Source organism: Nemorincola caseinilytica (genome assembly GCF_039540515.1).
GTDB classification, from domain to species: domain Bacteria; phylum Bacteroidota; class Bacteroidia; order Chitinophagales; family Chitinophagaceae; genus Nemorincola; species Nemorincola caseinilytica.
The window spans coordinates 1-13,682 of sequence record NZ_BAABFA010000006.1 but is presented as its reverse complement, the minus strand read 5'-3'; the positions used below and the strand labels follow the sequence as shown (position 1 = coordinate 13,682).

The window sequence follows — 13,682 nt, the reverse complement described above, 5'->3', positions numbered from 1 at the left end:
GAATTATTGGCTTAATTTGGTGGTTCGTTTATCATAGCCACCGATCCTAAATATCTGACCAAGATGAAGAAATTATTATCCGGAGTATGTGTAGTGACACTTTTATCGGGCAGCCTGAGGGCACAGGATATACACTTCACTCAATATTTCACATCGCCGCTCACACTGAATCCTGCAATGACGGGTCTCGTTGCCGATGACCTTCGTTTTTCGGGCAATTACCGCTCTCAGTGGGGCTCTGTGTCGCCAAACCCTTATACTACCGCATCACTTTCCTTCGATATAGCCGCACTGAAAGGCAAGCTGCCCGAGGGCGATGCGCTGGGTATAGGTATACTTGGTTTCTACGACAAATCGGGCTCGGGTGGCCTTACCAATACTACAGTAGGTGGCTCGCTGGCATATCACAAGGCCTTTGGCCGCGACAGGTTGCAGCACCTGTCTATAGGCCTGCAGGCCAACCTGGTACAGAAGAACCTGAACTTTGCAAGGCTGACGTTCGAGGACATGTACAACAATGGCAATGGTACACTGGCATATCCTACCAACGAGAAGTTCAACAATACGGACCTTACCTATCCTGATATAAACCTGGGTGCTATGTACTCGGGCCAGGTGGCAGACCATGTTACCTTCTACCTGGGCTACTCGCAGTACCACCTCACAAAACCTGTAGAGACGTTCCTGAACGAGGATCAGAACAAGATACATGCCCGCCATACCGCATATGTGGGCGGCTCTTTCGATATGAACCCCAATACCGTACTGTATGCAAGTGGTATCTTCCAGCAGCAGGGCGGCTCTACAGAGGTGGCCGTAGGCGCTGCTGTGGGCTTCGTACTGAACCCCGAGCATGACGAGGAATACCAGAAGAACACCATCTTCTACCTGGGCGGCTGGTACCGCTACCAGGATGCCGTATCGCCCTATGTAGGTATAGAGTGGTCTAAGATGCGTATAGGTATCAGTTATGATGTGAACATATCCAGCTTCACACCTGCTACCCGCAGCGCAGGTGCTTACGAGATATCGCTCATATACTTCGGCCGTATCAATAAGCGCGAAAGGAACCCCAACTACAACTGGTCTTGTCCTAAGCTGTATTAATAGATATAGCGTACAATATTTAAAAGACCGGCACATGTGCCGGTCTTTTTTTTAGCCCCTCCCGGCCTCCCCCGAGGGGAAGTGATGAACTGTTGAATGTAGAGGAAACATTTTGCATGCAAAATGTAAATGTCGAAATGGTATAATGCCATTTATACCAATTAGACAATGAAAACAGGCGTTTTTTTGGCCCCTCCCGAACCTCCCCAAAGGGGAGGAGGTGAACTATGAGCGCTATAACGTGAAATTTTCCTGTGCCGAATTTTGAAGTCAAATTGGTATTAGACATTTATATACCGTAGCAAATAATGAGTAATACGGTTTCAAACCACCTCCTCCCCATTGGGGAGGTTCGGGAGGGGCTAAAAATGCTATCATAGCTCTGTGAGGTATTTGCCCTTGCTTACAAAGGCATTGCCGCTAATGTAGAAACGGTAGGGTAGCAGGGCGTCTTCCTGCGCATAGGCAACACCTATGCGCGGTGTGGCCACTATGTTTTTGGGGCGCACTTTTATGCCCCTGTCCTCTATCGTTATCTCCGGCCCCTGCAGCGATGTGCCTGTATGCGAGGTATGTATGCCCAGCGCCACACTGAGCGCACCGGGCCCGGCCGTGAGCTGGGGCGTGACCATATGCCTGCCACGCCGCAGCAGCATGTCCTCTATGCCTTCCAGCGGCTCTACGGCACGCACCAGCACGGCATGGGGTATATCGCCTGCATTGGTCACTACATTGAACAGGTGGTGAATACCATAACACAGGTATACATAGGCCACACCCCCGGTAGCATACATCACCTCGGTGCGGGTGGTGCGCCTGTTGCCAAAGGCGTGCGAGGCACGGTCTGGCGCGCCTGCATAGGCCTCGGTCTCGGTTATCATAGCCGATGTGATGATGCCATTGAACCGGGTGACGATGACCTTTCCCAGTAGCTCGCGGGCTATGGTAAGTACATCGGCCCGCTGGTAGAAGGAGGGTGGCAGGATCATGCATCAAAATTAGGGCTATTGCGCGCATGGCAGGGGTGGGCGGGCGATAAAAACATTACCTTCACCCTGCAAAAAAGCCAGCAAGGGCATGACCGCACCAAGAAGCACCATATATATGGTACCGCTGCCGGTAGCAGAGGGCGCCAACCATACCCTGTCGCCCGATGTGGCCAGGTATACCACCGGTATCAGGCACTATTTTGTAGAGAACATACGCACGGCGAGGCGCTTTCTGCGGTCGCTGCATGCTACATTGGTGATAGACGACATACATTTCTCTGAGATAGACAAGCACAACGGCCCCGATACCGCCCTGCTGCGTACATGGCTGAAGCAGGGTGTGGACATAGGTATAATGAGCGAGGCAGGCTGCCCCGGCGTGGCCGATCCCGGCAGTGCGCTGGTGGCCATAGCCCACACTATGGGCGCAAAGGTGGTGCCGCTCACTGGTCCCAGTTCATTGCTGCTGGCCCTGATGGCATCGGGGCTGAACGGGCAGAGCTTTGCCTTCAATGGCTACCTGCCGGTAAAAGAGCCTGCCCGCAGCAAGGCCATAAAAGACCTGGAGGCACGCTCGCAGAGGGAAAAACAGACCCAGCTTTTCATAGAAACGCCCTACCGCAACAACCCGCTGCTGCAAGACCTGCTGCGTACCTGTGCACCGGGTACACGCATATGCATAGCCATGAATGTGACCGCTGCGGACGAATATATAAGCACGCGTACGGTGGCCGAATGGAAAAAAGATACCCCTGCGCTGGAAAAAGCGCCTGCGGTATTCCTGCTGCTGGCCTGAGACGAATGTATAACTGCATGAATATATGCAGGCAGGCAAGGACACAAGCAAAATATTATTTACTTTTACGCCCTAAAAAGTTAAGCAACTAAGATGCAATTAGCGATAATAGGTACCGGCTATGTAGGGCTGGTGACAGGAACCTGCTTTGCCGAGACCGGCAACAATGTTGTATGTATAGATATAGACCAGCGCAAGATAGAAAGCCTGAAACAGGGCAAGACCCCCATATATGAGCCTGGGCTGGATGTATTGCTGGAGCGCAATATAAAGGAGCGCAGGCTGCAGTTCACTACCTCTATAACAGAGGGTATAGCCGATGCGCGTGTGATATTCCTGGCGCTGCCTACGCCCCCCGGCAAGGATGGCTCTGCCGACCTGCAATATGTACTGCAGGTGGCCGACGACCTGAGCAAGATCATTACCAAGTATACCGTGATAGTGAACAAGAGCACCGTACCTGTAGGCACTGCCGAAAAGGTGGCCGCCGTGCTGGCACAAAGGCTGGACAGGTCTTTGTACGATGTGGTATCGAATCCCGAGTTCCTGCGCGAGGGCGTGGCCGTAGACGACTTCCTGAAGCCCGACAGGGTGGTGATAGGCTCGTCTTCGGAGAAGGCCCGCAAGGTTATGGATGAGCTGTACCAGCCTTTTGTAAGGCAGGGCAACCCCATATACTTTATGGACGAGCGCTCATCGGAAATGACGAAATACGCTGCCAACTCTTACCTGGCCATGCGTATATCTTTCATGAACGAAATGGCCAACCTGTGCGAAAAAGCAGGCGCCAATGTAGACTGGGTGCGTATAGGTATGGGCGCCGATAGCCGCATAGGCAAGCGCTTCCTGTTCCCCGGTATAGGCTATGGCGGCAGCTGCTTCCCTAAAGATGTGAAGGCGCTGGCCCATACTGCCATGGAAATGGACTATGACTACAAGCTGGTGAACGTGGTGATGCATGTGAACGACCTGCAGAAGAAGATACTGGGTGGCAAGGTGCGCAACTATTTTGGCAGCGACCTTTCGGGCCTCACATTCGCAGTATGGGGGCTTTCCTTCAAGCCCGAGACCGATGATATACGCGATGCACCGGCGCTGGACCTGATAGAGGAGCTTACCGGCGCAGGTGCGAAGCTGCGCGTGTTCGACCCCGAGGGTATGAACAATGTAAGGCAACTGATGGGCGATAAGGTGCATTATGCAGAAGACCAGTACGATGCACTGGAGGGCGCAAGTGCACTAATAATAGTAACAGAGTGGAGCGAATTCCGCAACCCCGACTTCGACCGCATAGCAAGCATACTGGTACACCCGGCCATATTCGACGGCCGCAACGTGTACTCTATGGAGAAGATGCAGACACTGGGCTTCTACTACGAAAGCATAGGCCGCAAGGTAGTGCACCCCCATGTAAGGGAGACACTGGCCGTGCAGGATGGCAGCATCATACGCGAGCGCGGTACAATGGACTAAACACAAGACACTAATAGCATTACATGGCAAAGAGAATACTCATAACCGGCGCTGCCGGTTTCCTTGGGTCGCACCTGTGCGACCGCTTCCTGCGCGAAGGGTACGAGGTGGTGGGCATGGACAACCTACTCACCGGCAACATCAAGAACATAGAGCACCTGTTCCCCGTAAAGGAATTCCAGTTCTATCATCACGATGTGACGAAGTTCGTACATGTGCCGGGCAACATAGATTATATACTGCATTTCGCATCGCCGGCCAGCCCCATAGATTACCTGAAGATGCCTATACAGACACTGAAGGTGGGCGCACTGGGCACGCACAACCTGCTGGGCCTGGCCAAGGCCAAGGGCGCACGCATACTGGTGGCATCTACATCGGAGGTATATGGCGATCCGCTGATACACCCGCAGACAGAGGAATACTGGGGCAATGTGAACCCCGTAGGCCCGCGTGGTGTATATGACGAGGCCAAACGCTTTATGGAGAGCATCACTATGGCCTACCACAACTACCACAATGTAGAGACCCGCATCATACGCATATTCAATACCTATGGCCCGCGCATGAGGCTAGATGACGGCCGTGCGCTGCCTACCTTCATGAGCCAGGCGCTGCGGGGCGAGGATGTGACCGTATATGGAGATGGCTCGCAGACGCGCTCGTTCTGCTATGTAGACGACCTTGTAGAAGGTATATACAGGCTGCTGCTGAGCGACTACCACAAACCTGTGAACATAGGCAACCCTGCAGAGATAACCCTGCTGCAATTTGCAGAGGAAGTACTGGCGCTTACTGGCTCTAAGTCGAAGATAGTTTTCGAGCCGCTGCCTCAGGACGACCCCAAGCAGCGCCAGCCGAACATAACCAAGGCCAAAGAGATACTGGGCTGGGAACCAAAGGTAGACAGGCACGAAGGCCTGAAACGCACGCTGGAATACTTCAGGCAGCATATTTAGTAAAAGTATACACAGCCGTTACGGCATCATATACAGCATGACCTGCAGTTAATAAGTAACTGCAGGTCATGCTGTATATGGGCGCACCTGTGTACATTATAGCCGTGCGAACGAGTTTCTGCCTAACTTTATCTTATGAAAAGATATTGGCTGGCACTGCTGGTACCTGCATTGCTATTGGGGTGCAGAAAGAACAAGAACGGTGGCGATAACAATGGCACGGATGATTTTGCCTATACCATGAAGTACGACTCGGTATCGAGCACGCAGAACGGTATAGACTACAACTTCTCGTTCTACATCAAAGTAACGAAGGGCGATATAGCTGACAATGCATTGAGATGTACTGTAGAGGGCTTACCATCTTCTGTGACGGTAACGCCTGCGTCGCTTACCGTTACTCATTTGCTGGGTGGTGTGTTCACTCTGAAACTGGGTAGCCTGCCTGCGGGCGATCATCCCTTTCAACTGAAAGTGGACAGCAAAAAATTCGGCGTGCAGACATATAACGCAGTATTGAGGATAGTGGCCGCGCCCGACTATGCACCCATACTGGCAGGCACCTACGACTCTTGCTACAACTACTGCGAAGGCGACCTGAGTGGCAGGTATATATCTGTCGTATCTGCGGTGACAGATACGCCCTACCTGCTACGGCTTACCAACTTGCACCAGATGGGCAGCGGTGTGGTGGTGCGTGCATGGGTATCGAACAAGGTGACCATACCTGTGCAGACGGCCGATGGCAAGACCATATGGGGCCGTGGCACATACAGCCACGATGCCCGCCCGGGGCACGAGAGCCACTACATGATGTCTATAGACGATACCATAGTGAGCGGCCTGGATACTCTTACCTGCACAGTGCATGTAGAGCACTGATGAGGTCATAGAAGATAGACATAAAAGCAAAGGCCCCGAACGTGAGTTCGGGGCCTTTGTAGTATAGGTATTTCCGGGTAGGGGTTATTTCACCACTACGAGTTTCTGCGTGTAAGAAGCGCCATCTACATGCACATTCACGAAGTAGATGCCTGCAGAGAAATTGCGGATATCTGTAGCGATGGCCTGTGTGCCGGGCGCCAGAGTCACTGTCTTGTTCAGCATGGTCTTGCCGGTCACATCAGTGATGATCATGGTAGTAGCGCCGCCTTTTTCTGTGTTCACCACGACATGGAACACATCGCCGGCAGGGTTGGGGTAAACGGTGAGCGTGTTCGCTGTAGCCTGTGGCGTATTGTTCACCACCGATGGGCCGCCTGTGCTACCCAGTGTGTTCAGCGTCCAGTTGGTAATAACAGGCTCGTTATAGTCGAAGTAGATAGATGCGCGGTTCCTGATCTGGGTACCTACTGCTATGCCTGGGTTCACGCGCACGGTGTAGGTGAACATGCCATTGCTGCGCAGGTCGTCGAACATCTGCGGAGGCAGGTTGATGTTGTTGAACGTGAACTTGGCCACCTTCTGCGTGCCGGCGGTGTAGAGCGATATCTTGCACGGAGCAGACTCGTACACAGGGTGCAGCGTGGTCCAGTCCACATCACTGTCCAGTGTGTCCAGTACTACTACATCCTGTGCATACCATGTGCCCAGGTTCTGGAAGTGTACGGTATATTCCAGCACGGTGTCATTGGCGTAGATGATGCCATTGGCGCCTGTGCCGCGCGGTGTAACCTCTTTGTAGTTGGGGTCGTATGAGGCTACTACTATGGCTGCGTGCTGGGCGACATTATTGGCAGGTGTATTGTCGGCGAGCCATGTGCTTACAGGCGAGTTCCAGCCCACGCTATCCCTGAAATTCACCACGGTACCCAGCGGTATGGTGGTGGGTACATTGTAGTTCAGCACGAAGTCCTGGCTGGTGCCGGGCGCAAGTGATGGGAAGCCCAATGCAGGAGACATATAGTTGTATGGTACGCCGGTGACCGGTGCATACACTGATGATGGTGTGAATGTAGGCAGCAGCAACTGGCCGAAGTGGCGGTAAGAGCTCTGTATAGAGTCTTCGGTAACGGTGCCCTCGTTCACTACCACTACACGCTGCTTATATACATTGCCGGGTACGGGAGGTACCAGGCTCGATGTGCTGATGCGCAGGTTGTGTACAGGTACTGCAGCATTTGCAAAGTTTATAGTATGCACACATGCAGTGCTTGCGGCAACTAGTACCGGTATGCCATTGGTCTGGCAGGGAGAGAGCGGGTAGTAGGACTGAACGGTCTCTGTAACGGTATAAGAGCCTGATGGCACTATGAACGAATAATGACCTGCAGCATCGGTATAGGTGTAGCCTATGCCTGTGCAGTGTACCTGTATGTGGTTGATGCCGTTCTCACCTGCATCCTGCGTACAGTTGGCATTGGCATCGTTGTATATGGTGCCTTCTATGGTGCAGTAGCAGCTGGTATTGGTATGGTCGTAGTTGAGGAAGGCATGGTTGCTGGCGGTGCAGCCGCTGGCATCGGTAACATGAATAGAATAGTGGCCTGTACCTACACCTGTGATGGTAGCAGCTGTGCCGCCGGTGCTCCAGCCATAGCTATATGGCGCAGTACCGCCGAACGGTGTGGCTATGATAGAGCCATCATTGTTGAAGATACAGGTAGCATCGGTAGTAGAAAGGCCTACACCTACAGGAGAGTAGGACGGCAGGTAATAAGAAAGGTTCTTTTTGCAACCCATATTGTCGGTGATGCGTACAGAGTATGAACCCTGGGGTACGCTACCAAGTGTGGCTGTAGTAGCGCCTGTGCTCCACAGGTAGGTATAGGGCGCTGCACCACCGGCAGGTGTAACGTTGATAGTACCGTTAGACAGTGCGCAGAGCGGGCTGGTAGATGTGAACGCGCCTGTAATGATATTGATAGGAGCAACCGTTACCGCGCCGGTGGTAACACAGCCTACCGCATCGGTGACCTGGAAACCATATGTGCCCGGGGGCAGCAATGTGGCAGTAGGGCTTGTTTGCACCGGTGTGGTATACCATGTGGTGCTATATGGTGCCGTACCACCGGTGATGATGATGCTGGCATTGCCCGTAGAGCTGGTGCAAAGGCTAGGCGAGCTGGATGCGGTGATGAGTATAGGCGTAGCAGCGGTCACGCTCATGCCGCTGGTGCCTATGCAGCCATTGGCATCGGTAACGGTAAGGTAATAGAAACCTGCTGTGAGGCCTGTTTGCGAACCCGTAGTAGCGCCATTGCTCCACGAGTATGTATAGGGTGCCGTACCGCCCGATGGGAAAGTAGCTATAGCGCCATCGGATGATGTACATGTAGCAGGCGTAATGGTAGATGGAACACTAATAACCGTGGTCTGCGGTACGAATACATTGAGCGAGTCGTAGATGCTCATTATCGAGCCGTAGTCGGTAGTCGCGCGGCAGCCAAGGGCATCGGTTATCTCTACTTGGTAACTACCTGTTGTAAGGCCTGTGATGCCGGGTGTGGTAGCGCCTGTGTTCCAGAGGTAGCTGAGTGGCGGTACCGCGCTAGCGCCTACGGCTACAACAGTGGCGGTACCATCGGTACAGTTGGCAGGTGTGGCCGTTACGGTAGCGGTATAGCCCACATAGCCTATAGAGCCGCCCGTATCGCTGATGTAGCGCGAGCCGAAGGTACATCCTGCAGCATCGGTCACTATAACGCCATAGTCGCCCTCGGGCAGGCTGGCAGTGGCGCCGGAGGCTACGACAGAGCCCGTAGACCTATCGTACCACTGAAAGGTATAGGGCGCTGTGCCGCCGCTTGCAGTGCCCGATACACTACCCAGCGCCGGACATATATTGGGTGTGGATGTAAGCGTATAAGTAAGTGGTGGTGTGCCGGGATAGTAGTTGCTGGCCATAGAGGTGCCATCGTAAGCGGTAATGTATACGGGGCCGCCGCTATAGCCGGTAAGGCCATCGGTCATGCCCATGACACCACTGTGCGTGATGGTGGTACCGGTAGTGCCCATAGTGGTCCACTGCACGGTGAGCGGTGGTGTGAGGCCTGTGAAGATGGCAGTGAGAACGCCATCGTTGTTGCAGGGCGTTACAGGAAGGCTGAAGGTGGCTGTTTGAGAGAACGAAGGAACTGCGGCAGCCACAAGCAGAAAGAGAGATAGTAGTCTTTTCATTTTTTTAGGTTTTTGGTAGTGGTCGATAGAAATGTTCATTCCGTATACCCCACATACAACATTCACACCTACTGATGCAAGTGTAATGTGTAAATGTAAGCAAAGGAAATAAGATCACATAGAAAAGCGATCATCTATTACTACAAGACGAACATGCGGGTATATACGTTTGACCTGCGGCTAATATAGCTGCACCAGATCCTTTTTCACTCATAGCATCATTACCGGTCATGCTGAACGAACGTGCTGTTCGGCTTGCTGCCTTCCGGCAGAATGCCAGCACCATCGGTTAATATTCTCAACGACCATTTACGGCAGTTCTCCCATGTGTGTACATACATATAGCCCGGTAAATATGACCTGAGCGGCTAAGAAGCACGACCGGCAAGGCTTTCCGAGGTATGTACATCTATTTTGTTTTTGTTCTTCAAAATAGTAACTAAAAATTACTTTTCGGATATGATACATATTCTTTTGGCAAAATCCTGAAAAAACAAGATGAATTATATATGATTCAAATATGTAACCGTCATGAAAATCATGAATTTTATCTTTTAGTTAAAGTTTTTTCTCAGAATATTTTGTTAGATCAGGTATTATTTCTTTAACTTTAAACTAAGAGTAAATAATTGTTTATTTCATTTTGCCTAATGGCAATTAGACTTTGTCGCATTAAAACGGGGGATATTAATTGAAAGTGTTAATAACTAAAATGTAGCATAATCTATGAAGCGAATTTACTTATTATCAACGTTGCTCTGCCTTTTAGGGTTAGCAGGGCGAGCTCAGATACTGAACTCCGAGAGCTTTGACGGAACGACCTTCGTACCTGCCGGATGGACGAACTTTCTGACATCGGGAAGCAATACATGGACGAGGGTCACCACTTCCGCCCACCCCACCGGCATCGGGCCGCATTCGGGCGCCGGTATGGCCATGTTCAACTCGTGGAGTGCGAATGGCGGTGTACGTTCGATAATCACCCCAGCGTTTACGCTCGTTGCGAGAGGTACCTCTGCTGCCAACGTGAGCTTCTGGATGTACAGGGAAAATGGTCTGTACCCCAGTACTGCCGACAAGATAGATGTATATGTGAATACTGCTGCCAACCTGACGGGCGCTACACTGCTGGGCACCGTGAACAGGGCAAGAAGCCTGTCGCCAACAGTAGGTTCAGATGGCTGGTACCAATATACATATAACCTGCCGGCGGGCTTTACCGGCGCTACCAACTACTTTATATTAAGGGCTACAAGTGCCTATGGTAACGATATATATGTGGATGATGTGAGCTGGCAAAGCTATCCCGCGCTGCCGGCCTGTAGCGGCACCCCCACGCCCGGCACTATAGTGGCTTCTGTTACCAACGGTTGCTCGGCATATGCTACATCATTGGCGCTTTCCGGTACTTCACTTGTTTCGGGCCTTACCTACCAGTGGCAATCCTCTCCGGACAATTCTGTGTGGACGAACGTGCCGGGTGCTACTAGCTCTACATTCAATACTACCATTACGGCCAATATCTACTACAAATGCATAGTGTCTTGCGGAGCTTCATCGGCTACTACGGCCAGCCAGTACTTCACTATGACCACATGCTACATCATGTCGTTCAACACCAACCTGTCTGCCAATATATGCAGCGGCATGTTCTATGATGATGGCGGCCCGTCAGGCAGCTATAACGCATCTGCCGGAACATCGAGGTATACCTTCTACCCATCGGCAACAGGCAGCAAAGTGCAGATACACTTCAACTCCTTTGCCGTAGAGACATGCTGCGACTGGCTGAAGATATATAATGGTAACAGCACGGGAGCGCCACTGGTAGGCCAGTACTATGGTCTCCCTCCCGACTTCACATCTACTGCCGCAGATGGCTCCCTTACTTTCGAGTTCTATTCTGATGGGTCTGTGACCGGCGCCGGTTTTGAAGGTGTACTTTCTCTGGTGAACGTTTCTCCCATTTCTGTACAACCGCCTGCTACTACCAACGCCTGCCAGGGTATACCTGTGAGTGTGGGCCTTACTGCTACCGGTACCGTTACCTATCAGTGGTACGATAATGGTACCACCAACTCGAATACAGGCGGTACACTTATATCGGGCGCTACCAATGCTACATACTCGCCATCGGTAGCTGCTGTAGGCACCAAATATTATTATTGTGTAGTAAAGAACTCATGTAACGTATCCTTCCCATCCAATGCTGCAGGCTTTGTAGTGTCTGCGCCTCCTGCGGCTATCACAGGCGCACTTTCGCAGGTGTGCCAGGGACGTACCATAACACTGGGCAATACCATTACCGTAGGTACATGGACCAGCAGCAATACCGGCGTGGCCACAGTAACGGGCGCTGCAGGTGTGGCCACAGTAACGGGCGGTGCTACTGCGGGTACTGCCAACATCACTTATGCAACAAGTCCGGCATGTTATGTAACGCGTAACATAACGGTGAATGCTACGCCTGCGGCAATAACCACACCTACGGCCTTCCAGACGTGTGTGGCAGGTACCACTACATTTACACACCCCGATGGTGGTACAGGTACATGGCTGTCTACCGATCCGGCTGTGGCTACTATAGGCCTGTCATCAGGTATTGTCACAGGCGTTACGGCCGGTTTCGCTACCATCAGCTACACCAATACCAATACCTGCGTCATCACCCGCCAGGTAACAGTGAACCCGCTGCCGGTAGTGAGCATATCGCCATCTACATCGGGCGTGGTATGTCTTGGTGATGGTACTACGTTCACAGCCAGCTCGCCCGATCCGCAGACGGTACTGCACAGCCAGAACTTCAACAGCGGTGTAGCACCGTGGACGGTGAACACAACACTGGGTACCGGCTGGGCCACAGTACCTTCTCCCGGTATAGCGCCTTTCAACGGAGATGGTTCTCACTATCTGCAAGGCACTGGTAGTACCAATACCATCATTACCTCTCCTTCTTTCTCTACTATGGGTAGCTATGGGTCGGTACGCCTCACTTTCAACCAGTACCTGTATTCGTTCTCTCCGGATGTTTCAGCTGCGGTAGAGTACTCTATAAATGGTGGTCCGTGGACAGAGCTTGTGAACCAGGTGACCGGACCGATGGTGGTAATAACGGATAATGGCGATAATGGCGCATGGGATGCCAACGATCCTGAGTTCAGCATGGATATACCCGGCGCTGCTAACCAGGCCGATGTGAAGGTCCGTTTCGTTTATAATGCCAATTCTCTCTACTGGCTCATAGACAATGTGAAGATAGCCGGTGTGATGCCGTCATCTTCGTATACATGGAGCGGTGCTGCGGGTCTTTCCTGCCTCAACTGCGCTACAGCTACCATGACACCTACTGCTACCGGTACCAACAGCTATAATATGGCCGTTACTTCCAGCATGGGTTGTGTGACCAATGTGCCTGTCTCTGTTACTGCCAATCCGTTGCCCGCTGCCATAGCCGGTAACCTTACCGTATGCGAAGGCGTTACCAATACGCTTAGCAGCACTGCGGGCGGTACATGGGTAAGCAGCGATCCTGCCAAGGCTACCATCGTTTCGGGCACAGGTGCGCTTACCGGCGTAGCTGCAGGTAATACCAATATCACTTACACATTCACTACTACGGGTTGCTACACCTCTGCCACGGCTACTGTGATACCAGCGCCTGCGGCTATATCGCCGGCTAGCGTTACTGTATGTCATGGCAGCACAGTAGACCTTGATTGTTCTACCCTCAATGGTACATGGAGCACCAGCAATGCATCTGTGGCCACTGTGGATGTTTCTACAGGCCTTGTAAGCGGTATGGGTGTAGGTGTGGCCAATATCACTTATACGGTGCCTAACGGCTGTATCTCTGTACGTTCTGTGACAGTGAACCCGCTGCCGGCAGCTATCACAGGTGCATCGGCAGTGTGCGTAGATGCCTCTACCACGTTCTCCGACAGTGATCCGCTGGGTACCTGGAGCAGCGCCAATACTGCTATAGCTTCTGTAGACCCTTCTACCGGCAGTGTAACAGGTGTGGGTGCAGGCAATACTGTTATCAGCTACATACTGCCTACCGGCTGTATCGCTATCAAGGGTATACTGGTGAACCCGCAGCCCAATGCCATAAGCGGTGTGGATGCGGTATGCCAGGGTGCCACTACAGTGATGTCGAGCAGCTCGGGTAGTGCTACATGGAGCAGCAGCGCACCCGGTGTGGCGGCTATAGACGGTTCGGGTATCGTTACCACCAACACA

The 13,682-nt window shown here is 52.3% G+C and carries 8 protein-coding genes; 6 read left to right on the top strand and 2 right to left on the bottom strand.

The window, feature by feature from the left end; all coding sequences use genetic code 11:
• The first annotated feature begins 63 nt into the window (after positions 1-63).
• The gene (locus ABD843_RS03865) at positions 64-1,107 is read left to right on the top strand and encodes a PorP/SprF family type IX secretion system membrane protein (RefSeq protein WP_345078794.1); all 1,044 of its coding nucleotides are present in this window, start codon (positions 64-66) and stop codon (positions 1,105-1,107) included.
• Between the two features lie 374 nt (positions 1,108-1,481).
• On the opposite strand, the gene ABD843_RS03860 is transcribed toward ABD843_RS03865, so the two are convergent.
• Positions 1,482-2,096, bottom strand: coding sequence for a DNA-3-methyladenine glycosylase (locus tag ABD843_RS03860; RefSeq protein ID WP_345078791.1), 615 nt, complete (start codon positions 2,094-2,096; stop codon positions 1,482-1,484).
• Between the two features lie 88 nt (positions 2,097-2,184).
• Between ABD843_RS03860 and ABD843_RS03855 the strand changes: the two genes are divergently transcribed.
• From ABD843_RS03855 to ABD843_RS03840, 4 genes are all read left to right on the top strand, one after another.
• Positions 2,185-2,892 carry an SAM-dependent methyltransferase gene (locus ABD843_RS03855; RefSeq protein ID WP_345078788.1) on the top strand — a complete coding sequence of 236 codons (708 nt, stop codon included), beginning with the start codon at positions 2,185-2,187 and terminating at the stop codon, positions 2,890-2,892.
• 93 nt (positions 2,893-2,985) lie between these two features.
• Entirely contained in the window at positions 2,986-4,365 is a 1,380-nt protein-coding gene (locus ABD843_RS03850) for a UDP-glucose dehydrogenase family protein (RefSeq protein WP_345078785.1), read from the top strand.
• A gap of 23 nt (positions 4,366-4,388) precedes the next feature.
• Entirely contained in the window at positions 4,389-5,324 is a 936-nt protein-coding gene (locus ABD843_RS03845) for a UDP-glucuronic acid decarboxylase family protein (RefSeq protein ID WP_345078782.1), read from the top strand.
• A 135-nt stretch (positions 5,325-5,459) separates the two neighbouring features.
• Positions 5,460-6,206 (top strand): hypothetical protein, encoded by a 747-nt coding sequence (locus ABD843_RS03840; protein ID WP_345078779.1) that lies wholly within the window; start codon positions 5,460-5,462, stop codon positions 6,204-6,206.
• A gap of 84 nt (positions 6,207-6,290) precedes the next feature.
• On the opposite strand, the gene ABD843_RS03835 is transcribed toward ABD843_RS03840, so the two are convergent.
• Complete coding sequence (locus ABD843_RS03835; protein WP_345078776.1) at positions 6,291-9,443, bottom strand: DUF7619 domain-containing protein; 3,153 nt, start codon at positions 9,441-9,443, stop codon at positions 6,291-6,293.
• A 726-nt stretch (positions 9,444-10,169) separates the two neighbouring features.
• Here ABD843_RS03835 and ABD843_RS03830 point away from each other — a divergent pair.
• A partial coding sequence (locus ABD843_RS03830; RefSeq protein WP_345078773.1) for an Ig-like domain-containing protein occupies positions 10,170-13,682 on the top strand: 3,513 nt, incomplete at its 3' end.